Here is a 24,812-nt window from a genome sequence, read left to right as displayed (position 1 = left end):
TGACTAAATTAATTTGCAAACGCAAAAAAAGGATGCCCCTGAAAGATCATATCAGGAACACCCTTGTCAATCGGGGACTATTTCTGACTTTGCTGCTTCTCCATATAACTGCGCATCCGGACCATATACTCGGGTGCGTCCATCGGATCGCTGGCGATCATTTCAATGATGCAGAGTCTTCCGGCATGTTCCTTCTCAGCTTGGGTTAAAGCTCGATCAAGCTCTCCATTCGTCCGGACTGTCATGGTAAACGCATCGCCTCCAAATACTTCAGCGAGCTTGGTGTAAGACCAGCGCGGGATTTGGTTATATCGCTGATCCTTTATCTCTGTTTTGACATTCAAATATTTCTCGATGGTATAACCATCGTTGTTCAAAACCAAGATAATGGGCTTACAGCCATAATAGAGCATGGAGCTGATTTCCTGGGCTGCGAGCTGCAGGGAGCCGTCCCCCGTAAAAAGCAGTACCCGACGGTCTGGTGCGGCGATACTAGCACCGTACGCTGAGGGTGTGGCGTATCCGATTGACTGCCAGCCTCCTTGCGCAATATATGTTACATTGCGCGGCAGTCTGACCTGCGCCATCCCATAGTAGAACGATCCGGTCTCGGCGATGACAATATCGCCCTCTTTCAGCATCTGCTGAAAACGGGGATAATAATCGGCCGCATTCAGCGGTTGGTCAACACTGCCGGTGATTTGGTCGTACGGGAATGACACATTTCCCCGCACTCCTTGGCCCCTGTACCCCAATTTCTGTACCGCAAGCAGCATGTCGGCTGCCAATACATTCGAATATTCCGCTTCAGCGACCTTGACCATGTCCGGTTGAATATTAACCGTTACCAGCGGATTTAGCTTTGCGGTGAACGTTGCGGTGTTAATGTCTGACCATACCATGCCGACCGCAATGACACAGTCAGCATTTTCTACCGTCTTTTGAACTAAGGAACTACCAAAAGCTCCTTCATACATTCCGATATAGTTGGGATGGGTCTCGTCGAATGCTCCCTTTCCTGACATCATCGTCACAACAGGAACGTTCATGGCGTCGGCCAGCTGGCGAACCGCTGTCTGAAGGCCGAAACGCATCGTTTTGAGGTCGACTAGAATAACCGGGCGGTGGGCACGCTCCAGTAGTTGGCGGACATGATCTGCTGCTGCCTGAAGGGTTTTCAGGTTGGACGTTGGACGTGTCGGTTCCGGCTCTTTCCGGATGTTGATCGGCTTGGTCACTAAATCATCGGCTACAACCAGGTATACCGGCTTTTTCTTTTCCTTCGCAATGCGAATCGCGGTCGGAATTACAATCTCGGCGTTTTCCGGCGTGAGCACTGCGGTATAAGCCGTAATCTGCTCATACACGGTTCGAAAGACATTAAAATTTCCGTCCATTAGAGTGTGGTGCATCAGCTTGTGCTCCGTTTGATCCTTCTCAGGAGGAGCCCCCACAATGTGAATCATCGGCACATTCTCGCTGTTGGCACCAGCTATTGCATTGCAGGCACTGAGTTCCCCTACTCCAAAGGTCGTAATAAGAGCGGCTATGCCTTTGATTCTTGCGTAGCCATCCGCCGCATAGCCCGAGTTCAGTTCGTTCCGTCCATTGATAAACCGGATGCCGTTATACCGTTCCAGCGTATCTAGCAGTGTAAAATTATAGTCTCCGGGGACACCAAAAATTTCAGTAATGCCCTCCAGCTTCAGGCAATCGAACAAATACTGGCCAAGTGTTTTTTGAGTCGTTCCGGATTGCGAGCCAGAGCCGCTCACAGCCATCATGTTTTCCATCGATTGTACACTCCTAAGGATTTATCTGTATGATATTAACCTTTTATTGGACCGGTTATTCGGCGTTCAAGCGATTAGGGATGTTCTATTTATAAACACTTTTGTTGTTGTACATCTGAGTTGCGACTTGTAAGTTGTCGATAATCATGTGGTGTGAATCCACCCGCCCAGAACTGCGGGCGCGAACCTACCGTGACGTGGGATGGCGGTAACGCTGTCTTGCGCTAGCTCACGAGACAATGTAGCCGAGTTCGATAGGGTGATTCGAACCGGAGCTAGGTTACAGGTGCATGGTGAACGAAAGTGAACCCCTTATAAACCGCGTTATGCAAGACAAGCGAAACACTCTGACACGCTTGAGCCAAAAGGCAAGTAGTCGGGATCAGCACTCCCAGATTGCTGATTCGCAGTTCCAAGCGCTATCGCGGGAGTCGGGGCACCTAAACACTTGGTTAATGGGTTATCGATGAAACAAGGTAAGCCCGATGGGGTCTGTTGGAATAGCCGAACAGTAAGCAAAGTGCAAGCGATGCCGAATCCCCAGGGGGTAGAGGAGTGGGCAAAAAGCGAATGCCATCCTGTAATGGGGTGGATAGGGACGGTGGCAACACCAATTGTCCTAACGCGAAAGCGTGCTGACTTGCCCAGGGTCATCTAGCTGGAAATCTCGTAGCACACGGTGAATGGCGTGACCTGTTATGAACCCAATTATCCGTCCAAGAGACGAGTCAACGGGTCACACTCGAAAGAGCATGCGAGAAGTCGCATTCCCCGCAGTGGGTTGCAGAGACAACTGGTGAAGGTGGCTTGAGCCGTGTGACGGGAAACTGTCACGCACGGTTCTGAGGGGGCAAGGGCACCGCAAGGTGCCCTTGCTACCCGGCCAGGAGTGCGCAAGTAGTTCTCTGACAAAGAGCAACCTGGCAATCCTCGTAGTACGGACAGTTCTCATTCGTCTAGTAGTGTGGTTATTGAACAAAACCAGCTAATAGCTTGTCAATATTGCCAGTGAAAATAGATGCTTTTGTATGTTAGCTTAAGGCTCTGTTCGGTTTAATTGTGTATATTTTGACCAAAATGTTGGGAGGAACGTAGAATCGAGGCATAAAACCAGAGGGAAGGTATTGCCATGAACATTCGGCACTTGCGAGAAGCCCACTTCAAAAGCGGGATGGTGTGCCCGAGATGTAAAGGTAAATCTACCGTACGCTACGGAAAGTTCAGCAAAACGAGTGATCGTCAACGATACAAATGTAAGTCCTGTGGTCGCACATTTACCGATTTGACGGGTACACCTCTTGCATATGTGAAGAAGCCCGCAAATATGTGGGACGAGGTGGCAAGGTGTATGCGTGACGGATATTCCTGTCGTCGTATCGCCAAGGAACTTGGGATTGCGGTTTCAACAGCGTTTGAATGGCGTCATCGAATTCTGGCGTCCCTTCGGACCAGAACCGATCTTACGATCACACTGAACGGAATTGTTGAAGCGGACGAGACTTTCTTCCGCAAGTCATACAAAGGAAGTCATTTTAAGAACAAGATGGACCCCGATGCACGAAGAGAAGCGTTCTTCAAAGTATTTGGGCGTTACCCACGAAGGCACGGAAAGGAAGCCCACAAACGAGGGCGCAGTAAGGAGCAAGTGCCTGTACTGGTATTGCGTGACCGGACCGCTCGTACGGTGTCATTGGTCATGCCAAGCATGAAAACAGAAGAAATTTCTCGTCAGTTATTGCCTGCAATCGGTTCAGACACGGTGTTGTGTACTGATGCTTTCCGTGGGTACAAAACCGTCTGCAAAAACGCTGGCATTAAACACGTGGTTCTCAATCAGAACAAAGGTGAGCATTCAAGAGGTATTTACCACATCCAAAGTGTGAATGCCTACCACAGCCGTTTGAAGGGATGGATGGAACGTTTCAAAGGTGTCTCCACAAAATACCTGGACAACTATATGACGTGGTTTGCTTATGTCGATACGACCCGTGATATTGCCGCTGGTACGTGGGAACGTCGTTTCCTCGCTATGTCGTGCATTGACAATAAAAATGTTCGTTATAAATCCTCCGTACCGCAAGGGACTTGTGCGTTATGCAACGAGCCAATTCTGAAAGGTCAAGACATTGGGAGCATCTTTTACGTGTCACATGAGACTGGTGAGCGTGATCCCGATTTGCTTTGCCACGCTGATTGTTACTACAACTTGAGTGTGTCCAACGTAGGTAAAATCTCGGCATAGACCGTTCAAGGATTCCAGATCAGGGTGCTCTCATTGACTATTCGTATACTAATTGTTAGTATACGAATCATGGATCATAAAGAGATTTATACAAACTGTTTGGCGTTCCAGTTGACACAGGCACGTAAGAAAGTATTTGCATGGTATGGGAATTACCTCAAGCCGCTTGGGCTAACTCCCTCCTCTGTTTACGTGCTTGGCGTACTGCGTGACAAGGAATACGCAAATCCGAGCGAAATCAGCCATCTACTTGAGCTGGAGCGTCCAACCGTCACTACACTTTTGTCCAGAATGGAACGTAGCGGGTTGGTCAACCGAGTTCTCAACCCCAGTAATAGGAGAGAGACATTGGTCAGTTTGACTGATGCGGGAAAGGAGGCATGCGATAAGGCGTACCCACTGCTGGTAGAGGCAGACAAGGCACTGAACACCGTGTTGAATGGAGAGTTCGCACAGTTAAAAGAACAAGTTGAGAATTTGAACCGAATGTTACAGGAGGCAGCGGAATGAACAGACAATTTATCGTTCATTTGTCAAATAAGCAAAGGCATTTGATGACGGACGAACTCATACAGGGGCATGTCTCGTATTTGGGAGAACTCAAACGACAGGGCAAATTACCCTTTTGCGGTCCCGGTAAAGACGGAACTGCAATCATGATTCTGAAAGCCGACTCACAGGAAGAAGCAGAAGGATTACTTGCGGGAGACCCATTCACAAGAGCAAACTACTATCAAGATCGAAGAATCGTCGAGGTGGAAGAAGCAACGCTAGAAAATAACTTTCTACTCGATGATGTTCTCGTGAATTTGAGGAATCGTTCATAAACCACTTCTCCATCGAGATACGGTGTACACATTGAGGGTCAATGCGTACACCGTCTTTGTTATCCGAGAAATGAATCAATTTGTGTGCGCCGCTTTTGAATAACCCTCCAGATGAGTTGGAAGGTTTTTCTCTTTACGTGACGTTACTGGTCACTATGCCAAGTCTAGGAATGTTTTGTTGTGCTTCAGTATTGCATAAATCCAGTGAATCATTTTGTTAATACACGCTACGACGGCAAGTTTGTGAGGTTTGCCCTCTTCGCGTTTTCTGTCGTAGAACGCCTTGAGTCTCTTGCAACCTGACTTTCTCAACCCACAGAGTACGGCAACGTAAAGCGTGTGTCGGAGCCTGTTGGAGCCTCGTTTCGTGATTCGATTGACGCTCGCTATGAACTTGCCTGATGCGAATACACTTGGATCGACACCAGCAAAAGCAACAAGGTTCTTTGGGTGATTAAACCGATCAATCTCCCCAATTTCCGAGATAATCGTGGCGGCGATTTTCTCTCCAACACCGGGGGTGGATTGAACAACTCTCCACTCTTCAAATGTTTCAGCGAGAGCATCTATCTCATTCTCAAGTGTGGATAGGTGCTCTTGGTATTGAAGGATGATCTCGATGTACATCCTCAAACTGAAGATGTGGCTTTGCAATCGAGCCCCGTAAAATGGATTCTGGGTAGCTGCTGCGATGATTTCCTCAGCTTTTCCAGATGCCCATTTTGATGAACGGCTTGGACATAATGCATCGACTCGACTTGCCAGCTCATTTTGTGTGACTGCGAGAACGGATTCTGCTGTCGGAAACTCCCGCAATACATATAAGGAGACCTTCGAGTAGAGGTCACCAAATACGCCCCTGTACTCGGGAAACGCCTGATCCAGAATCGCTGTGAACTGTAGCTTCGTTTGTACACATAGATTAGACTCCCATGCCGCCGGGGCGGCACCAGCAGAAGGATGAAAATGCCTTTGTGTTGAATGATTTTTTGGTGGCTGGCGAAGGCAGGTCGTCACTCCTTGGTGCCTCGAGCCCGCTGATTAGACTGACTACGACGACCAGGTGCACCACAGAATGTCGCTCTCCTCCTCGGAGAAGCACGCAGGATAGAATGATCCGTTATGGTCGTTGCACCAGCCCTTCAATATTACCAGTCCATCAGGAAGGATTGGCATGGATGTCGTATACGAACGTTGTTGCGGCCTCGATGTGCACAAGAAGACGGTGGTCGCCTGTGTGCTGACGCCGGAGGCCAAGGAGATTCGCACGTTCTCCACGATGACGGAGGATCTCCTGGAGATGGTTGACTGGTTAGGACAACATGAATGCACGCATGTTGCTATGGAAAGCACAGCTTCATTCTGGAAGCCAATCTACAACCTTCTGGAGTCGGCGGACTGTCAAGTGCTTGTGGTGAACGCCAAGCACATGAAGAACGTTCCGGGCCGTAAGACCGATGTGAAGGATGCCGAATGGATCGCCGGATTGCTCCGCCACGGGCTGTTGCAAGCCAGTTACATCCCCAACCGTGAACAACGGGAACTACGAGAACTCATTCGCTACCGCCGAAGTCTCATTGACGAGCGGGCAAGAGAGGTGAATCGGGTTCAAAAGGTGTTGGAAGGTGCCAACATCAAGCTTTCTGCAGTGGCCAGCAATACACTTGGCAAATCTGGGCGGGCGATGTTGGAAGCAATGATCCACGGAGAAGAAGACCCGGAGGTATTGTTAGGGTTAGCCAAAGGCCGGATGAAGGCGAAGAAGGCCGATTTGCACAAGGCACTGAATGGGCTTATGGGCTCCCACCAACGAATGATGCTGGCAGCCCAATTACGTCACATCGATTACTTGGATGAAGAGATTGCCCGGCTGGATGAAGAAGTCAAGGAGCGCATGCTCCCTTTTGAAGAAGACCTGGAGCTAGTGGACACCATCCCCGGTGTCGGTCGACGAACAGCAGAACAAATTCTGGCTGAAATTGGGACAGACATGACCCAATTTCCGTCTGCTGCCCATTTATGCTCTTGGGCAGGACTGGCTCCAGGGAACAATGAAAGCGCCGGGAAACGAAAGTCGGGGAAAACACGCAAAGGGAATCAAAAACTCAGAGCAGCGCTGGTGGAAGCAGCACGCGCAGCGGCGAGAACGAAGCAGACTTATCTCTCTGCCCAGTACCATCGAATTGCAGCTCGAAGAGGCAAAAACCGTGCAGCAGTTGCAGTGGCCCACAGCATCTTAACCATCGTGTATTACGTGTTACAGCGACGTCAGCCTTATATTGAACTCGGCCCAACATATTACGAAGCACGCAAGAAAGACGCAGTCGTAAAGCAGGCGATCCGGAAGTTGCAATCACTCGGGTTGGAGGTCACCGTAAAACCTGTTGCATAAATGATCTCCAGACATCACAGAGTTCCTTTTAAAACCCATCTTGTGGTGGGCTTATTTCAGTATGTCGTTTTACCCTGGTCATCGCTCAATTATTTTCAGGATAGTATTGGCCTTAATGCAGAATGTCGTTACCTGTTCAATGTCTCTATATGCACAAGAGATTTGTCCGTCAAAAGGCCCGGTGTCATTTAAGAACCGGGCCCTGATGGGAAACTATACCCTTTGTACGCGCCGATGTTACTTACGCTGTAGCATCAGGTGAATCCTCGGGGCGCTCTATTGAGTCGCTCCAGCCCTTATTCAAATTGGAACAGGGGGTAGAGAGATAACGTTCACCAGTATCAGGAAGAAGCACAACAATCGTCTTACCCTTGTTCTCAGGACGGCTAGCGATGATCTTAGCGGCATGTATGGCTGCTCCCGAGGAGATGCCAACGAGGAGTCCTTCTGATCTCGCAATGGATCTTGCCGATTCAAAAGCCTCGTCATTGGTAACACGGATCACTTCACCGTAAACGTTTGTGTTTAACACTTCCGGTACAAATCCGGCACCAATACCTTGAATCTTATGTGGGCCGGGAGTTCCACCGGATAGCACTGGAGAATCCTCAGGTTCAACGGCCACTATGTGTACGGATTCCTTGCGGGCCTTGAGAACCTCTCCAACGCCGGTAATGGTTCCGCCGGTGCCGATACCGCTGACAAAGATGTCAACTTTGCCATCGGTGTCCTCCCAAATTTCGAGTGCCGTTGTGTTGCGATGGATTTCTGGATTTGCCGGGTTTTCAAACTGCTGAGGAATAAACGAGTCAGCTATTTCCTTCTTCAGTTCTTGGGCTTTGGCTATGGCCCCTTTCATCCCTTTCGCCCCTTCTGTAAGGACTAGTTCGGCCCCCAGCGCCTTCATCAGATTGCGTCGTTCAACGCTCATAGTGTCCGGCATGCACAAGATGCAGCGATAGCCCTTAGCAGCAGAAACAAATGCCAGTGCGATCCCTGTGTTGCCACTTGTCGGTTCAATAATGGTGGTGGCACCAGGACGAATCAAACCGTTCTTCTCAGCAGAATCAATCATGGCAAAACCGATTCGATCCTTTACGCTGCCTAGTGGATTGAAGTACTCCACCTTTGCAAGAACCTCGGCTCCGGTGTCGTTACTGATGTGGTTAAGGCGCAGTAATGGTGTTGAGCCAATTAACTCCGTGATGTTCCGTGCAATCTTCGGACGTGGTTTCAATGTAAATCCCCTCTTCTTAAATCTGACTTAAAACTATTTTTCCGATGCGTATAGTCGAAATATTAATCTGTTCTTACACATTTGTACAGCATACTGAACCGTATGTCTTTTAAATACCGTCAAAGCGCGTTAACGCCAAGCTGTCATCGTTTACCGCTCGCAATCTAGGGGATTCCGGAACGCAATTAATGCCACCCCTTGAGCTAGCTAGCGCGAGTAGATTAAACATCATGATTGCCTCGGATTGATTTTATCTATACGTTTACGTCTCCTAAAAATATTAAGAGATAAGTATCATTTGCTATTGCACATAAGACCCCCATGGCGGCAGGCGGCACCACAATCTATGAAAATGTGTATCAGTGATCTACTATGTCGCTAGACAGCCACACGGAGCTCGTCGCCCCCTGGTACTACGAGTCCGTGCATAAGACGGAGTTGGCGACCTGGAGCACCACGATTTGTCGCTCCCGCTGTCGGGAAGCACGTACGGTAGAATTCCTATCGCATCGGTCGCCACGTGGCTGTACTTCTTTCAGTGGGGAGTGGCAGCATTATGCAGGTTGTACACGAGCGATGCTGCGGACTGGATGTCCACAAGAAGAAGGTCGTTGGATGTGTTATCACACCGGAGACTAAGCCCAGCGGTAAGAAGTCAAGTGGGTAATCGATTTGGATTGGAAATGGATTAGGTAAAGTCTTGCAATTTGGGGTGAAGAAGAGTGCACTTAACAAGACCCCCTTGTATACCGAATTTTCAGTTCAGCAGTAGGGGCTCATAACTGGAAATTCCGGTTCGGCTGAGATGAAGCTACCTCCTCCTCTCCGGGGGTGTGTACAGCTGGTTGGTGGTCAGTAGTGTGAACACCAAGCGTACCAATTTTCGTGCAGTCAGGACGAGTGCTCTTTTGTGCTTGTGTTTCAATGCTTCATTGGATTTCTTTTGGTAAAACGCTACGTACTCAGAATCATACCTGCGGACCTTGTCTGCGGCTTGGATCAGGTAATATCTCAGATACTTATTGCCGGTATGCATACGAGACGTTTCATCCGCCTCGTATTCGCCAGATTGGTACTGGTTCCATACCAAGCCTGCATACTTGGCTAAAGCACTGTGGTTCTTGAATCGCTGTATGTCACCAATCTCGGCAATCAGGCCAGCAGCGTACACTGGGCCAATGCCTTGGACGCTCTCTAACGTATTTGGAATTGCCTTCATCAGCCTGGCAATGGCTTTGTCGAGTTTCTTCACCTCAGACTCCATGTGTTGGATCACACTGAGCGTGACGGACAACGACAGGTTGACAGGGTCTTTCATAACCTTGTCTAAGCGAACGGAATTGCGTGCAACCTTTTGCAATTCTTTTGCAGTCTCTTCTGGATTCTCAAACTTGTTCCGACTCTTATCAACAAGGAAGTCAACGAGTTCCTGTAACGGCATTTGCGCCACTTGCTCAGGCTCTAGCTCTTGAATCACAGCGAGAGAAGTCGTTCCAAAAGAATCGGAGAACGGATTGTCCTGGCGAAGTCCACTGAACTTCAAAAAGAGTTGGTTCAAGAAATACGTCTTGTCTCGAGTGATGCTTTGAACCAAATGAAACCGAGTACGGGTTAGGCGTTGCAATGCTTCAAATTGAACAGAGTCTGTCATGGCTTGAGGGAGACGACCAAACCGCAGATGGTCTGCAATCACCCAGGCATCGATGCGGTCGTTTTTGGAAGGGTGTCATATCCCTTCTTAAAACGAGCCACTTTACGAGCATTTAGAACGTGAATGTGGGTATCTAAGTTGGGGCGATACCCGTCGAATTGCTGCTGTAGGTAATGTGCTAGATGCCATCCGAGATTGGAAGTTGCCTCCATGCCAATGACGACCGAATCCATTTGCTTGGCTACGGTAGTCTCTAATACCCTGCGAATGAGCGTGTCTGCGCCCGGCTGGTTATTGTCGACGTTAAACGAAGCCAAGTCTTGTCCGCTCCCATCCATCAATTGAACATGGTGGGAACGCAAGCTCACGTCAATACCAACATGCAGTTTAGACAATCAATTCACCTCCATTCAGGATGGTAAAGTCAAGTCAGTCCCGGACCTGGGTGCCCGTGGGAACCACCTACCTCAGCCTCGTCATCAGCACTCATCCGTCGGGATGTCAATTTACGGGCCACTACGCCCCATCCAAAGACGGAGGTGCAACCAGCGGTTAAAGATTGGGCGGTGGATCCTGGGTATCAGGCTTAAAACAGCAGTACCGAAAGGTCCGCAAGGAGGAAAAGAAATCTCCCGAGAAAAACTTGCTGACCCCATTGTCCCACAGGCAGGTCGGGTACAGGTAGCGACATCTGGTTGGAGCCTCCTCCAACCAGATGTGGCAGTGATGTAGTTGTCAAAGAGCGCATGACAAAGAAACGAAGTACCGACAAAATGGCACTCCAAATTCAATAAAACATGAATGTCGGGTAGCTTCCCCATCCGGGGTGGCACGACACAGCAAGAACCAATGGTGGATGGGGAAGCTCCCTCAGACCCACGATTCATTCAAATGAACGATGACTCATTGAGATCGAAATCAGAAGCCGGCTCTGGAAATTCTGATGTGAAGCTCCAGCAGTTCCGGACCTACTGGAAATTCAACGAATAAGAACTTCAAGAACTATGATACGAGGAGGTTCAGACGTTCGGAACGATGACCGATGACCTGGAGTCCCTAATAGAGTGGATTCTCGGTCACGGATGCACGCATGTGGCGATGGAAAGTACGGGTGTCTTTTGGAAGCCGATCTTCAACCTTCTCGAAGACAAGGATCTCGAAGCGTTGGTCGTTAATGCCCAGCATATCAAACAGGTTCCTGGCCGAAAGACGGATGTCCGGGACGCTGAGTGGATAGCGGACCTGCTACGCCATGGTCTGCTCAAGGGGAGCTATATCCCTGACCGAAATCAGCGTGAACTGCGGGAACTCGTCCGGTACCGAAAGTCTCTCATCCGGGAACGTGCCAATGAAGTCAACCGCCTCCAGAAAGTCCTTGAAGGAGCAAATATCAAGTTGGCATCGGTGGCAAGTGATGTGGTTGGTGTATCGGGTCGAGCCATCCTCACTGAACTCATTGGTGGCCAAATTGATGAATCACGGCTCAAGGAGCTCGTGAAGGGGCGCCTACGCAACAAGACCGCAGAACTGAAACGTGCATTGCATGGGGTTGTGCGTCCGCATCAACAGATGATGCTTGCTGTCCAGCTTCGGCACATCGATCACCTTGATGAGTTGATCGAGGAAGTGAGTGCTGAAATCGAGCAGCGGATGCGCCCTATTGACGAAGATCTCCGGCGAATCCAGACGATACCTGGAATTGGCAAGCGGACGGCGGAACTCATACTGGCGGAGATTGGTACCGACATGAGCCGGTTTCCAAGTGCGCACCACTTGGCGTCCTGGGCGGGGATGTGTCCGGGCAACAATGAAAGTGCGGGTAAACGACGAAGTGGCAAGACCCGCAAGGGAGATCCTTGGTTACGAGAAGCGTTAATCGAAGCCGCTCGTGGTGCCGCCAGAACGAAGAACACCTATCTGTCCGCTAGGTATCATCGGATTGCTGCGCGCCGAGGATCCAAGAGAGCAGCCGTGGCGGTCGGTCACTACATGTTAATCATCATATACCACATGCTGGTTAATCAGACGGAATACGAGGACCTTGGGCCAACGTACCACGAGGAGAGGAACCGAGAACGAGTTATTCGTCGTCACTTGCATTCGTTGGAGAAACTTGGTTTGACAGTCACAGTTCAACCAGCTTCCTGAAATCACCAACAGTGAACTGGAGGAGATCACGGGAACTTTTTTATGCCATTTTCACGGTAGGGTGCGAATGCGCAAGACTGAATAAGGGGTGCAGAAGATTTTTGACCAGTGGAAACCGAATTGATTGTGGAACCTGCACGAAAATGGGCAAACGTTTTGAATTGTGGTACGAGGTCAATATGATATACTGAATGTTCAGGATCGCAACCTGTACAGTACGACGAATTAGCGTATGATACGGGAGGCGAAATCGAATGTTATATCCCTCAATTGATTCATTGACCGACATGTTCGGTAGTAAATTCTCCATTGTGATCATGGCTGCTATGAGGGCACGCCAGTTACAAGCAGGTGCCAAACGGCTATCGAACGTTGAAACAAGTAGGAATGTAACCATTGCTTTGAATGAAATACACGACAAACAAATTAGCTTCTATCAGACCACAGAGATTCCAAGAAGAACGAAATAAAATTCACCACAGTAAAAATGATGGGCTATAAAAACACTCCAAATCCGGGGTGCTTTTTTATGATTTTTCTCATTGAACTGACTGGTGCGTTAGTTTAAAAAGCTCCCTTCAGAAAACTGTTTAAACAACCGGTATGATGAATTTTATTACACACTACAGGGCAAGGCTTACATTTTCGTTCCACCACAAAATCCGGATACCCTTTACTTCTCGGTATATCACTTCGTTTTCACGCTCAGGACACGTTTCCTATATTTTTGTCCTACTGTTCCGTCATTGCGTTTGTGCGTAAATGATTGTTCACCTCTTGAAAAACTAACAGTATTAGTTTAATGTTTATTTGTATTAGTTACTTTAAATGGGCAGGTGAGACGCTGTGCGGTTGACGACATTCGGTCAATGTATCCAAATCACGTTTTTTCCCGGTGTATTCCCGGTGAATTGTTATCTTGTAAAGGAAGATGACGGCGCCACTTTGATTGACACAGCGTTTCCCTCAAGTGCGAATGCAATTCAACAAGCTGCTGGGTCTTTGGGACTTTCTATCTCGCGAATTCTACTGACCCACGGCCACGGGGACCATGTTGGCGCTTTAGATCAGCTGCGTAGAGCTTTGCCTACAGCAGAGATCATGATCTCGGAGCGAGACAGCCGGTTACTCTCTGGTGATACCAGCCTTGATGCTGGTGAATCACAGGCGAAAATCAAAGGTGACATAAAAACTTGTCAGACAAAGCCTACGCACTTTCTCAAAGACGGAGACCGAATTGGAAGTTTGCAGGTCATTTCGTGTCCTGGGCATACTCCGGGTCATGTTGCATTTCTTGATGAGCGAGATGGCACGCTCATTGCGGGAGATGCATTTCAGACACACGGGGGTATCGCTGTATCCGGCACACTTCGTCCATTGTTTCCATTTCCGGCCTTAGCCACATGGCATAAGTCAACAGCCTTGGAGAGTGCCAAGCGTTTACGTGCTTTGCGACCCACGCAGCTTGCTGTTGGGCACGGGCGTGTCTTGAACGATCCGCTGGATGCAATAGATCGCGCAATTGAGCGGGGAGAACGAAACTTGAGGAGATCGATGTAATATGGCTTCGAGGCCAGGGCTGAATAAGATGATCATCGTGAATGCTGCGGGGGAGCTAGCGGATGAAATCGGACTGGACAAGTTGACGTTGTCCCTCGTTGCTGACCGTCTTGGCGTGCGAACTCCGTCTCTTTACAATCACATTGAAGGTTTAGATGGGCTCAAGCGTGAATTATCGCTTCTTGGCTTGCATGAATTGGATAGATGCATGCAAAGAGCCGCGATCGGCAAAGCGGGTCATGACGCAATTGCCTCCATGCTGCACGCCTATCGGGCATTCGCCAAGGAGCGACCGGGGGTTTACGAATCCACATTGCGCGCACCTGCACCAGACGATCTCGAAGTCGAATCCGCATCAAAAGCAATAATTGATACGGTTTTAACCGTGCTGAAGCCTTACCAGTTGAAATCCGATGATGCGATTCATGTCGTCAGAGCCTTTCGTGCCATAGGTCACGGGTTCGCAACGCTTGAAGGGGCTGGTGCATTTGGCATCCCTTTGGAGCATGATGAAAGTTACCAACGATTGATTTCTACTTTTCTGTCGGGACTTGATAGGTTAACGACACAGTGAGGTTGTCCAACGAGATTCTGGTGCGATATATGTAAGAGCAAGGCGGTGATTCCCATTAACACGACTGAAATTCAAGCGACTTATGATAAATTGTGGGGTCAGCCTTACAAGACCTACGACAAAATATCCGAGAAAATTTTCGAACATCCGGTGTTAAAAGCACTTTGGATGCACGGTTTAAGACACACACGGCTCATATGACGTGTCTCCGCTTTCAAAATCCTGTGCTGAACCGCCCAACAGAGTTTCTTCGATTCTTGAAGCGGAATAAAGACCTCGACTTTGGAACGAGTGAAATTACCGACTTGGAGTTTGTTGCAAACGACTGGTACATGAGTGATGAGAATGTGGAAGTGTTGTTTCGCTTTCCGTTAACTAACGACTAAGTGTTGTCCGGTCATGTCAAACCATTGGGAGCCACAAACAACCCCCATTTCGTATGAATGGGGGTGCCCAAGTGCAAGTGCAATCAATGCAACCTGCTTACAATTCCTCAAGTATATAACTTTCGCGCACTGCAAGAACGCCTTATCAACTGAGCATTAAACGTGCGGTGCAATCTCCGCCAGTAAAACTTTGCTATCCACTTCTTCCCGCAACATGTCAGTAAACGTCTCGAGCATCATTCCGCCAAGGTCACCTTGGCCGTATTTCCGCACACTGACCGTTCGGCTGGATTGTTCTTTTGCTCCTATGACAAGGGTGTATGGAACCTTCTTAAGTTGCGCTTCGCGGATCTTGTATCCTATCTTCTCTGAGCGATCATCCAGGTCGACACGAAAGCCGGCGGACTGTAGCCCAGACAAAATCTCTTTCGCGTATAGCACAAAGTCTTCCGATACAGATGCAATACGCACTTGGACAGGTGCAAGCCAGCATGGAAATGCGCCCGCGAAGTGTTCGGTGAGAATCCCGATAAAGCGGTCAATCGATCCAAAAATCGCTCGGTGAATGACCACCGGACGCAGTCGCTGGTTGTCTTCCCCGATATACTCCAATTCAAAGCGCTCTGGAAGCTGAAAGTCGAGTTGCACAGTAGCGCACTGCCACATCCGGCCGATCGCGTCTTGGATGTGAAAGTCAATTTTGGGCCCGTAGAACGCCCCGTCGCCGGGGTTGATTCGGTACTCTATGCGAGATTCGTCGAGGACTTTTTGCAGCGCACGCTCTGCCTGACTCCACAATTCATCAGAACCCATTGAGTCTTCTGGACGTGTCGACAGCTCGATCCGGTACGAAAAACCAAACACGCTGTAAATGCGATCGATGAGATCGAGCACCTCCTTTAGCTCACTTTCAATCTGATCCGGTCGACAGAAGAGATGAGCGTCGTCCTGCGTAAAGGAGCGAACACGCATCATCCCTCCGAGCGATCCACTCAGTTCATGTCGGTGGACATGACCGTATTCGGCGATGCGAATGGGAAGTTCCCGGTACGAATGCTGTTTGTTCTTATAGATGAGCATGTGGCCTGGGCAGTTCATCGGTTTGAGTGCGAATTCATTCTCATCCACCTGCGTGGTATACATGTTGTCCATGTAATGAAACCAGTGACCTGATTGCTCCCACAGCCGTCTGTTCAGGATTACTGGTGTCTTGACCTCGCTGTAACCGTGCACAGATTGAAGAGACCGCTCGAAGTTCTCCAGTTCGTTTCGGATGTGAATGCCACTTTGAAGAAAGATAGGCATGCCCGGTGCGTCTTCTGAGAACATAAACAGCTCGAGTTCGCGGCCCAACCGGCGATGATCGCGTCGCTTTGCTTCCTCCAGGAAACGCAGATGGTCGTCGAGATCGGATTTTTTCGCGAAGGCAATGGCGTACAGGCGTGTGAGCTGCTCCCGACTTGAATCTCCCCGCCAGTAGGCACCGGCGATGGACATCAGTTTGAAAGTTTTAATACGTCCAGTCGACGGCAAATGCGGCCCACGGCACAGGTCAACAAATTCGCCCTGCCGGTACACAGTGATGGTCGCCGAATCCGGCAGATCGTGAATGAGCTCCACTTTAAACCGATCCTGCCGCCCTGAGAACAACTTTAGCGCTGCCTCGCGCGACAGGACCTCACGGCTGATGGGATAGTCTTCTTTGACAATTTTATTCATCTCTTGTTCAATCTTGGGTAGGTCCTCAGGCTTAAAAACGTGATCGGAAAAGTCATAGTAAAACCCGTTGTCGATCACGGGTCCAATGGCGAACTTCGTTCCAGGGAAAATGCGTGCGACTGCCTGGGCCATGACATGTGCACAGGTATGGCGCATGACATCTACACCCTCCGAGTCTTTGAGCGTAAGGAGTTCGAGGTCTACGCTACTATTCAGTTGTCTTGAGAGATCGACGATTTGTCCATTCATTTTCGCCGCCACTGCTTCACGTGCTAGACCAGCGCTGATGGACGAAGCAACTTCAAGGATGCGAGTACCAAGAGGATAACTCCGTATTGAACCGTCCTTTAGCTTAACTTGAACCTCAGCTTGTACTTCGGCCATGTCATTCCACTCCTTGTACGGTGTTGAAACAAAATAAAAACGTCCCCGTCCCAAAAGGGACGAGAACGCTGTTCTCGTGGTTCCACCCAGAATTCAATGCCGATATAAATGAAAGTAACACGGCATCCTCATCACGTATAACGTACGCCCCGGTCCCGTTTCAGCTCACGCTTCCTCGAGACAGCTTAGAAAGTGGTGTCCTTTATCATCTGCGAGAATCGCTTTCAGCCGGTGGCGATTCTTCTCTGGTTCACAGGAAACGATAATGGCGCGTCTTTCTTCTTCGCTGATAACCTTTATTATCCATGTATTGTAGTACACTATAATCACGGAATGTGGGTGTGTCAACGGCGAGTTTGTGATTATAAGAAGTCTCTTGGTGGATCTCTTGTCTGAGTATTCGTCCCTTCTGTCATGTTGTAGTTTAGCATGGAGGGAGAAAAGTTTAAGAACGAGGTGCTTTCGATTGATTTTTAATCGATTAATTCCTGAGTTGAGTGTGTCCAATTTCGAGCGAAGCCTGTCGTTTTATACAGATGTTTTGTTATTTGCGATTGAATATCAACGACCAGAACATCTATTCGCTTTTTTGAACTTTCAAGGTAGCCAGCTAATGATTGAGCAACAGAACGGATATTGGGAGACTGGTACGTTAGAATACCCATGCGGTCGAGGAATTAACTTCTCTATTCAAGTTGATTCATTAGACGACGTGGTTGAATCGCTTAATCGTAACAATCACCCTATAAGAATTGGACCTAAAGTGAACGCGTACCGTAAGGGTGACAGAATCTTACGTCATAGGGAACTACTTGTACTCGATCCAGATGGATATCTATTACGCTTCACACAGCATTTTGGTCTAGATGAAGCTGAGTGAGCAATAGTCCTTTAAGTAGTGAATTCACAGTATTCACTACTGTACGGTAGGGTTATCCAAATTAAGGACTTAACAATGGTAAGAGTCCTTCTTATGTGGTGATGTTGCACTCCGTCATGGCATGTAACGTTCACGCTCCTTTCCAGTTCGCCGCTTTATTGCGTCTGCTAAGAATTTTTTGTTTGCGTGATATATTAGAATTGTGCAAGTCATTACGGGAGCGTAAAAACACGGTCCGGTTGGTAGTCCGGATGCATCGCGTTTGTGGTGTCGTATCCTTCCCCCTCGGGATGTCCGTCGTTCCTTAGAACATTGAGGGGTTGTTGATGTGAAACTTACAATTTATCGCGATGGACAATTTTGGGTAGGCGTTGTTGAGGTCGTTCAAAACGGGAAGTTATAAGCCGGACGGTACGTTTTTGGGGCGGAACCAAATGATCAAGACATTCTGGACTTTGTTAATCGGTTTCTTTTGAACTTTATTAGCGGTCTATCGCAAGAAGTGGTCAGCAACAGGACAGTTGCAGCAAAGGTTAACCCAAAGCGCATGGCTAGACAGATTTCACGGGAGATTCAGCAAAAAGGAATATCAACCAAGGCTCAGGATGCTATCAAGTTAGAGTATGAAAACCGGAAAAAGGAGCGGCGTGAATTTACACGTCAAATGCGAGAAGAATTCAAAGAGCGTAAACGCGCGATCGCTCGTCAACAAGCGAAAGACAAGCATAGAGGCAGGTGATGGCCTAGTATAGCGCGTTTGAACCTTGCTTGATACGTGGAATACCGTTGGTAGACTGCAACTGCATGTAGCGTGGTAAAGAATAAGAGTGAGGAGGAATTTCTAATGTACGATGTAGCCATTATTGGTGCAGGTCCTGCTGGAGCCAGTGCAGCCATTTTCACAGCGAAGGCGGGCAAACGAACTGTTGTATTTGATAACGATCAGAGTATAACGCGGCGTGCGTGGGTGCAGAACCATTATGGAATCGACAGCATTGACGGTCCTGCGCTTGTAGATAAAGGCAAGCACCAGGCACAACACTTTGGTGCCGAGATCGTATCAACGAAGGTAAACGATATTCAGAAGGGCTCAAATGGCTTCAAAATTGAGACAGATGCAGGAGACTTTGAAGCGCAGCATGTGATTTTTGCGACAGGTCTTTGGGCGGATTTGGCAGAGAAGATTGGACTGAAAACAAAGCCCGCTACAGAGCCGCGCATCAAAACGATCATCGACGTGGACGCGAGTGGCCGGACGAATATTGACGGGATCTGGGCGGCAGGAACCGTGGCTGGTGTCAGCGTCCATACCATCATTACGTCTGGTGATGGTGCGAAAGTGGCAATTAACGTCATTAGTGAAATGAACGGTGAACGTTACGTGGACCACGACGTTCTCAGAACTAATTGAGAGGCAAACTTAAGAACTCAGCATTAGACCCGAAGGAGCCTGGATGAGAGGGCTCCTTCGTTATTTTGCCCTGGGATCAATTGGTCAAAAGGTGTACAATTATAATGTACTGAGTTATTTATAGTAAGCTATAAATTGAAAGGAAAAGAGTTGCGGAATACATGCGAATTGTTTGTGCAGGTGATAGCCTCACAAGAGGTGTATCCTTTATTCGTGGCCGTTTACGTATTGTACGTGACAATTATCCCAATCTTCTTCAGACACGACTACAAACTGCAGCGTACGACGGAGTTGAAGTAAAGAATTGCGGGGCATTTAATGATAATTCTGGTTCACTCCTGAATCGACTGCAGAAGGATGTGTTTGCTGAGCATCCGGACATTGTGCTCATAGAAATAGGAGCCAACGACTGCGATTTTCGTTGGAATGAGGTGGCTGAAGCGCCTGATGTGGAACATGTACCATATGTTCCACTCGACAGGTATGTGAGCAACCTCAAGCACATCGTTAAGGGTGTGCATAGTATTGGCGCCAAGCCAATTGTATTGACGCTCTTACCTTTGGATCCAGTTCGCTATTATCACCATCTCTCCGTTCGATTTGGCAAGCAAATCGCTCATTGGATTGCCCGCTGTGGCGGAATTGAATATTGGCATAATCAGTATGATAAGGCGTTGCGTGGATGTCTTGATGATCTGCATATTGACCGGATTGATGTACGTGCACATGATGGACAAGTTGCAACTTGGCGAACGATGTTGAGCGACGACGGGATCCATTTAACGTCAACTGGGTATCAGTATTTGAGTCGGATGGTATTTTCGGCGTTAGAGGACTTGGGTGTCTTACCATCGACGGCGAGGGTTACGTCCAGTCGGGGTTGATGATTCACCTTGGCACACTAGAATATCCCATCGACAAGTGGCTATCCCTCCAAGTCCATTCCATGACTCTTGGGACAGCCCCTTTTATCTGAACCACTCTCGAAAGTCCTATAAAGCGCTGATTCCTGTCATGTGGTCAAATCTTCGGGGCCCCTAATCAGGCACCGAAACCCCGAAGGCGAGGCATAAAAACCGTCTTAGTAAGATTACGGCTCCAGTCGCTTAAAATACTGCTCCAGTAGACTTAGGTCACGTCTTTGTGGAACGGGCTCGACTTCCACAACAGTCTGCACTGAATAGTTTGAATCCAGATAACTAAAAATGTTAATCACGCGGTACGGCTTTGGCGATCCCTCGTTCCCTGCGATCATTTCTTCACCTTTGGCTGGAATACGGTCTGCTTCCACAACATCCACACGCAAAACAGAGTCTCCAGCACGCGTAAATAGCGTGTACTTCATCCCACACCACCCTCCCTGACACAAAATTCTGCGAGAGGATAGGTAAAACCTGCTAGCTGATTTCAGGTTATGGCACTATTTTCTTTGAACCCAGCGTAACCCTGGAAATGTGCTCATTCTGATGAACGTGGTTCCGTCGATCTCGTCGATAAATTCCCGCGCATCGATATGTAGCTTGTGCCAGCCACGGCGGCCAGTAGTCCACCAGTCGCCCAGAACACGCCGTGAATGGAACTCACTTCGGCCACGAGACCGCCGACAGTTGGCCCCAGCATGTTACCAATTTGATTGGCAGTCTGATTCAAGCCAAACGCTCGGCCTCGGAATGTCGGGTCTGTAGACATGACGACGAGCCCGTTGATGGCGGGAAAGACTGCACAGAAAAATGCGCCGTAAATGAAGCGGACAGTGGAGAATGCCCATACATTGTGGAAAGGCAACTGCATGAAGGTAAGGAACGCTCCACCGATAAGTCCAATTAACAACACTTTGGGAAATCCGATTCTGTCGGCCATTTTGCCCCATACGGGCGCGAATACGACACTTGCAATACCTGAAATGGAAAAGACAACGCCGGCGATAAAAGAGGCGTTTGTCGTTGAGTGATCAATCTGTGCAATGTACAGGGTTAAGACAGGTTCGATTGTCATGATGGAGAAGGCCGTGAACATATTAAGAAAGAGGGCTGCAACGAGGGGTTTGTTGTGGCTCGCCGCTCGGAAGGTTTCGATAATAGAAGAGCGATGAGCGGCCGGGACAAATTTTTCTTCGTGAACCCAGAAAATGATGAGTAGGGTCGATAGGAAAACAAGGACACCTGCGCTTGCAAACGCAATGCGATTCGAAGCCATTCGTGCGATGGCACCGCCCAGAAGTGGACCGAGGATACCACCCGTCGCAGTCGCTGCGGAAATCATGGACAGAGCATAGCCGACCTTGTCCTCAGGTGTATTGGTCCCAACCAGCGCAATGGCTCCGGGAATATATCCAGACAGCAAGCCTTGTAAAATCCGTAGTATGAGCAATTCGTACGGATTGGTCACAAACGCAGTGAGAATGTAGATTGCAAAGAGTGCCAGTCCCGCTCGAACGATCATCGGTTTCCGACCGAACCGATCCGCCACCGAGCCCCAAAACGGTGATGCGATGGCGCCAGCGAGGAAAGCGACGCTATACAGCGAACCGGACCATAGTTCCACGTGTTGGTGAACGCCGATCTGCAGAAGAAACAGAGACAGAAAGGGAACGACCATGGAGAAACTAGCCGACGTGATCAAGGAACCTATCCACAGAATGAGCAAATTTCGTTGCCACAGAAGCATAACCAAGCCACCCACTGATGTTTTCTTCTATCATACTCCCATTTTGCATTATTTTGGGTACCGAAATAACGTGGATGAATGAAGGAGTCCACTAAACTGCTACTGGAAAGGAAAGCAAATACATTTAAACATTCAGAAAAGTGGTTGAATAATTAGTAGATGACATATATAATACGAAACATCCTTAAAAGTTAAACAAGACTTAAGTATTGAAGCTCGGTGGACCGAATCGTAACAAACAAATGAAAAACGGTTCCATCAGGCACGAGAGAGATCGGGGGACAAATAAGTGTCGCAATATTGGAAACAGGGATTGGCCACAGTTGCTTCTGTAGGAATGATCGGGGTACTGTTGGCCGGGTGCGGAACGAACAGCACGTCGCCATCGGGATCGAACACGTCTACGCCAAGTGGCACCGGACAGACGACAAGCAATTCGAAACCAGTCGAGGGCGGGAGCATCACACTTGACGTAACACAAGCGGTTCCGGACATGGACCCAGCGATTGCTTTTGACACGGTTTCCGCAGAAGTAGGGGAGCAGATATACGAGTCACTGGTCACGTACGACAAAGGGACGGACAAAATCATCGGTGACTTGGCTCAAACTTATGACGTATCATCTGACGGAAAAACATATACGTTCCACTTGCGCCAGGGCGTTAAGTTCTCCAACGGCGACCCCATGACAGCAGAGGACTTTGTCTTTGAACTGGAGCGCCTGCTGAACAAGAATATGCAACCGAAGCCGTCGCCTGGCAGCAACTTCTTCCTGAACATTACGGGTGCGCAAGCTTTTTATGATGGCAAAGCGAAGTCCATCAGCGGTGTCAGTACGCCAGATGATCATACGCTCGTCATCAATCTGGATAAACCACAGCAGTACTTCATTAAGATCCTAGCTATGCCTTTCCTATCGGCAGTTGATCCCAAGTTTGTGAATAAAGTGGGGAATGCCGCGTTTGATACCGATCAAGCGATGGGGACTGGCCCGTTTGAACTACAAAAGAATTCGCAGTCGCAAGTCGTTTTGGTGAAGAACCCGAACTACTGGCAGAAGGATTCGAGCGGTAACCAGCTGCCATACTTGGATAAGGTAACGATTAATGTGAACGCCAACTCTCAGTTGGATGCCATGCACTGGGAACAAGGACAAACGGCGTTCATGAGCCCGTGGCTGATCGGCGGGGATGGGATGCCAAGTTCCGCTTATCCAACCATCATGAACTCGCCGAAGTACAAAAAACTTGTCATGACAGAACCTTTGAATGCAATTTACTATATTGGCCTCAACACGAAGAAAACCATCAATGGAAAACCAAATCCGCTCAGCAATGTAAAGGTTCGTCAAGCTATTGCGTACGGTTTTGATCGGAGTCAATTCGTCAAGATCAACAATGGTACGGTCGTTCCTGACGCTGAGCCGTTGCCGACAACGTTAGAGGGATATGTCAAGAATTTGGATCCGGACGCGAAGTATACGTATGATCCGGCGAAGGCAAAACAGCTTCTCAAGGAAGCCGGCTATCCAAATGGTTTCACCATTGACTTCTGGAACCAGAGCCTGGATGTCTCCAAGAAGGAAGACCAAGCATTCCAGGCCATGATGAAAAACATCGGCATCACTGTAAATCTGCATGAGGTGACGTGGAAAGACTATCTGACGAAGGTCATGTCAGGTGATGCACAATCCATGGACAGTGCTTGGAACCAAGACTTCCCGGACGCATCTGACTTCTTGAACACACTGTTCAACTCGAACCAGGCACCTGAGAACAACTTGACCAACTACTCCAACCCGCAGGTTGACAGTTGGTTGAACCAAGCGCAGTATATGGCCGATGCTTCGCAACGCGATACGCTGTACGCGAAAGTGATCAATCAGACGATGCGCGATGCGGTTTGGGTACCGACTTACCAGTTGAACGGTTTCTGGAGTGTCCAATCGTGGGTACACGGCTTCTACACAAGTAACGTTATGTACGATCCGATGCAATACATCTGGGTCGACCCAGGTCATTAATTTCATACTGGACCGCAGCCCGTGGGCAGCAAGCAGGCCGTCACCAAACTGGTGGCGGCTTTTTCTTGGTGCTTCTCGTCGCTCCAGGTAAAATGGGGTGGAGGACACTCGTAAGGATGATAAGCGTGACAAATGAGCACACAGAAATGTCTTCTATAGAAACAGATAAGATTCGACGCACTGTTCATAAGATACCCGTGGAATCGTTTGAACAACGCCCTGGCGTCGTTATGCGGAGGCCTTTTCCCACGTGGGAGCAGACATCTCTCGATCCGTTTGCACTCCTCGACGATTTTTCAGTGCACCTGCCCGGTGGCTTTCCGCGACACCCGCACATGGGTTTTGAAAAAGTCACCTACATTGTAGAGGGAGCACTGCAGCATGAGGATTCGACGGGTGGGACTGGCGTCATCAGGGCGGGCGGGGTGCACCGCATGACGGCCGGTAGACATATTTACCACTCTGAGATGCCAGTAGGGCGAGAGATGACACGCGGCATTCAACTGTGGGTGAATCTGCCGCGGCGTATGAAACAGGCGCAACCTTCGTCTCATGCGGTCCAAAGTGATGAACTTCCCACCGTTTCTTTTACAGGCGGTCAGATGAAAGTCATCGTCGGCAGCGGATCACCAGTCTCTCTTCACACGTCGATGGTCTTTTACGACGTTTCCTTTGACGACGATGCTGTCGCACACGTTCCAATACCGAATGATTATTCCACGGCCTTTATTTACCCGATAGACGGGCCTGGGTGTCGGGTTCAGAATGAGAGACTACAGGTGGGCGAGATGGGTGAGTTAAGTGCGGAAGGAGACCTGGAACTATGCGGGGAAACAGGCTTTCGTGCGCTTGTGATTGCGGGAAAGCCACACCATGCGCCGATTCATGTGTTTGGCCCTTATGTAGAATGAGACACGT

The 24,812-nt window shown here is 49.0% G+C and carries 18 protein-coding genes and 4 pseudogenes; 15 read left to right on the top strand and 7 right to left on the bottom strand.

Going from position 1 to position 24,812, the window contains the following annotated elements:
* Nucleotides 1-77: 77 nt before the first annotated feature.
* Nucleotides 78-1,793 (bottom strand): alpha-keto acid decarboxylase family protein, encoded by a 1,716-nt coding sequence (locus NZD86_RS18705; protein ID WP_268043572.1) that lies wholly within the window; start codon nt 1,791-1,793, stop codon nt 78-80.
* Between the two features lie 1,129 nt (nt 1,794-2,922).
* On the opposite strand from NZD86_RS18705, the gene NZD86_RS18700 reads away from it, so the two are divergent.
* From NZD86_RS18700 to NZD86_RS18690, 3 genes are all read left to right on the top strand, one after another.
* Complete coding sequence (locus NZD86_RS18700) at nt 2,923-4,035, top strand: IS1595 family transposase (protein WP_326492597.1); 1,113 nt, start codon at nt 2,923-2,925, stop codon at nt 4,033-4,035.
* Between the two features lie 69 nt (nt 4,036-4,104).
* Entirely contained in the window at nt 4,105-4,545 is a 441-nt protein-coding gene (locus tag NZD86_RS18695) for a MarR family winged helix-turn-helix transcriptional regulator (RefSeq protein WP_268043571.1), read from the top strand.
* Entirely contained in the window at nt 4,542-4,862 is a 321-nt protein-coding gene (locus NZD86_RS18690; protein WP_268043569.1) for a YciI family protein, read from the top strand. The genes NZD86_RS18695 and NZD86_RS18690 overlap by 4 nt, the downstream gene beginning before the upstream one ends.
* Nucleotides 4,863-5,015: 153 nt before the next feature.
* On the opposite strand, the pseudogene NZD86_RS18685 reads toward NZD86_RS18690, so the two are convergent.
* Nucleotides 5,016-5,789: pseudogene (locus NZD86_RS18685) on the bottom strand (IS110 family RNA-guided transposase); the annotation flags it as partial.
* A gap of 247 nt (nt 5,790-6,036) precedes the next feature.
* On the opposite strand from NZD86_RS18685, the gene NZD86_RS18680 reads away from it, so the two are divergent.
* Nucleotides 6,037-7,254: an IS110 family RNA-guided transposase gene (locus NZD86_RS18680; RefSeq protein WP_268043568.1), complete on the top strand. Its 1,218-nt coding sequence runs from the start codon at nt 6,037-6,039 to the stop codon at nt 7,252-7,254.
* Between the two features lie 241 nt (nt 7,255-7,495).
* Here NZD86_RS18680 and cysK read toward each other — a convergent pair whose 3' ends face one another.
* Entirely contained in the window at nt 7,496-8,491 is a 996-nt protein-coding gene (cysK, locus tag NZD86_RS18675; RefSeq protein WP_268043567.1) for a cysteine synthase A, read from the bottom strand.
* A gap of 811 nt (nt 8,492-9,302) precedes the next feature.
* A pseudogene (locus NZD86_RS18670) lies at nt 9,303-10,480 on the bottom strand (IS110 family RNA-guided transposase).
* A 673-nt stretch (nt 10,481-11,153) separates the two neighbouring features.
* Here NZD86_RS18670 and NZD86_RS18665 point away from each other — a divergent pair.
* The 5 genes and pseudogenes from NZD86_RS18665 to NZD86_RS18645 all read left to right on the top strand — a co-directional run.
* Nucleotides 11,154-12,290, top strand: a pseudogene (locus NZD86_RS18665) (IS110 family RNA-guided transposase); the annotation flags it as partial.
* A 254-nt stretch (nt 12,291-12,544) separates the two neighbouring features.
* Nucleotides 12,545-12,760, top strand: coding sequence for a DNA-directed RNA polymerase subunit omega (gene rpoZ, locus NZD86_RS18660; RefSeq protein WP_268042376.1), 216 nt, complete (start codon nt 12,545-12,547; stop codon nt 12,758-12,760).
* A gap of 376 nt (nt 12,761-13,136) precedes the next feature.
* Nucleotides 13,137-13,850, top strand: coding sequence for an MBL fold metallo-hydrolase (locus NZD86_RS18655; RefSeq protein WP_268043565.1), 714 nt, complete (start codon nt 13,137-13,139; stop codon nt 13,848-13,850).
* A gap of 1 nt (nt 13,851) precedes the next feature.
* A complete protein-coding gene (locus NZD86_RS18650) occupies nt 13,852-14,424 on the top strand; it encodes a TetR/AcrR family transcriptional regulator (RefSeq protein ID WP_268043564.1) in 573 nt (190 codons plus the stop codon).
* Nucleotides 14,425-14,588: 164 nt separating this feature from the next.
* Nucleotides 14,589-14,810: a hypothetical protein gene (locus tag NZD86_RS18645; protein WP_268043563.1), complete on the top strand. Its 222-nt coding sequence runs from the start codon at nt 14,589-14,591 to the stop codon at nt 14,808-14,810.
* Between the two features lie 156 nt (nt 14,811-14,966).
* On the opposite strand, the gene thrS is transcribed toward NZD86_RS18645, so the two are convergent.
* Nucleotides 14,967-16,913, bottom strand: coding sequence for a threonine--tRNA ligase (gene thrS, locus NZD86_RS18640; RefSeq protein ID WP_268043562.1), 1,947 nt, complete (start codon nt 16,911-16,913; stop codon nt 14,967-14,969).
* 358 nt (nt 16,914-17,271) lie between these two features.
* On the opposite strand from thrS, the gene NZD86_RS24525 reads away from it, so the two are divergent.
* From NZD86_RS24525 to NZD86_RS18625, 4 genes and pseudogenes are all read left to right on the top strand, one after another.
* On the top strand, nt 17,272-17,793 hold the full coding sequence (locus NZD86_RS24525) for a bleomycin resistance protein (protein WP_326492596.1): 522 nt from the start codon (nt 17,272-17,274) through the stop codon (nt 17,791-17,793).
* A gap of 328 nt (nt 17,794-18,121) precedes the next feature.
* Nucleotides 18,122-18,532 (top strand): annotated as a pseudogene (locus NZD86_RS18635) (YjdF family protein).
* Between the two features lie 105 nt (nt 18,533-18,637).
* On the top strand, nt 18,638-19,204 hold the full coding sequence (locus NZD86_RS18630; protein WP_268043561.1) for an FAD-dependent oxidoreductase: 567 nt from the start codon (nt 18,638-18,640) through the stop codon (nt 19,202-19,204).
* 161 nt (nt 19,205-19,365) lie between these two features.
* Nucleotides 19,366-20,088 (top strand): SGNH/GDSL hydrolase family protein, encoded by a 723-nt coding sequence (locus tag NZD86_RS18625; RefSeq protein WP_268043560.1) that lies wholly within the window; start codon nt 19,366-19,368, stop codon nt 20,086-20,088.
* A gap of 206 nt (nt 20,089-20,294) precedes the next feature.
* Here the strand turns inward: NZD86_RS18625 and NZD86_RS18620 are convergent, their stop codons facing one another.
* Nucleotides 20,295-20,549, bottom strand: coding sequence for a hypothetical protein (locus tag NZD86_RS18620; protein ID WP_268043559.1), 255 nt, complete (start codon nt 20,547-20,549; stop codon nt 20,295-20,297).
* 113 nt (nt 20,550-20,662) lie between these two features.
* The gene (locus NZD86_RS18615; protein ID WP_268043558.1) at nt 20,663-21,871 is read right to left on the bottom strand and encodes an MFS transporter; all 1,209 of its coding nucleotides are present in this window, start codon (nt 21,869-21,871) and stop codon (nt 20,663-20,665) included.
* A gap of 289 nt (nt 21,872-22,160) precedes the next feature.
* Here NZD86_RS18615 and NZD86_RS18610 point away from each other — a divergent pair, with 289 nt between their 5' ends.
* Together NZD86_RS18610 and NZD86_RS18605 are read left to right on the top strand one after the other, a co-directional pair.
* Complete coding sequence (locus tag NZD86_RS18610; protein WP_268043557.1) at nt 22,161-23,894, top strand: ABC transporter substrate-binding protein; 1,734 nt, start codon at nt 22,161-22,163, stop codon at nt 23,892-23,894.
* A gap of 116 nt (nt 23,895-24,010) precedes the next feature.
* Nucleotides 24,011-24,805, top strand: coding sequence for a pirin family protein (locus NZD86_RS18605; protein ID WP_268043556.1), 795 nt, complete (start codon nt 24,011-24,013; stop codon nt 24,803-24,805).
* Nucleotides 24,806-24,812 lie beyond the last annotated feature (7 nt).

It is taken from the genome of Alicyclobacillus dauci (assembly GCF_026651605.1).
Taxonomy (GTDB): domain Bacteria; phylum Bacillota; class Bacilli; order Alicyclobacillales; family Alicyclobacillaceae; genus Alicyclobacillus; species Alicyclobacillus dauci.
Note: the sequence above shows the minus strand (reverse complement) of the source record. Positions and strands in the feature narration are given on the sequence as shown.

Bases quoted from the DNA above. Each gene is read 5' to 3' on its own strand.
- NZD86_RS18705 (WP_268043572.1), bottom strand. From the start codon at position 1,793: ATGGAAAACATGATGGCTGTGAGCGGCTCTGGCTCGCAATCCGGAACG.
- NZD86_RS18700 (WP_326492597.1), top strand. From the start codon at position 2,923: ATGAACATTCGGCACTTGCGAGAAGCCCACTTCAAAAGCGGGATGGTG.
- NZD86_RS18695 (WP_268043571.1), top strand. From the start codon at position 4,105: ATGGATCATAAAGAGATTTATACAAACTGTTTGGCGTTCCAGTTGACA.
- NZD86_RS18690 (WP_268043569.1), top strand. From the start codon at position 4,542: ATGAACAGACAATTTATCGTTCATTTGTCAAATAAGCAAAGGCATTTG.
- NZD86_RS18680 (WP_268043568.1), top strand. From the start codon at position 6,037: ATGGATGTCGTATACGAACGTTGTTGCGGCCTCGATGTGCACAAGAAG.
- rpoZ (WP_268042376.1), top strand. From the start codon at position 12,545: ATGTTATATCCCTCAATTGATTCATTGACCGACATGTTCGGTAGTAAA.
- NZD86_RS18650 (WP_268043564.1), top strand. From the start codon at position 13,852: ATGGCTTCGAGGCCAGGGCTGAATAAGATGATCATCGTGAATGCTGCG.
- thrS (WP_268043562.1), bottom strand. From the start codon at position 16,913: ATGGCCGAAGTACAAGCTGAGGTTCAAGTTAAGCTAAAGGACGGTTCA.
- NZD86_RS18630 (WP_268043561.1), top strand. From the start codon at position 18,638: ATGTACGATGTAGCCATTATTGGTGCAGGTCCTGCTGGAGCCAGTGCA.
- NZD86_RS18625 (WP_268043560.1), top strand. From the start codon at position 19,366: ATGCGAATTGTTTGTGCAGGTGATAGCCTCACAAGAGGTGTATCCTTT.
- NZD86_RS18620 (WP_268043559.1), bottom strand. From the start codon at position 20,549: ATGAAGTACACGCTATTTACGCGTGCTGGAGACTCTGTTTTGCGTGTG.
- NZD86_RS18615 (WP_268043558.1), bottom strand. From the start codon at position 21,871: ATGCTTCTGTGGCAACGAAATTTGCTCATTCTGTGGATAGGTTCCTTG.
- NZD86_RS18605 (WP_268043556.1), top strand. From the start codon at position 24,011: ATGATAAGCGTGACAAATGAGCACACAGAAATGTCTTCTATAGAAACA.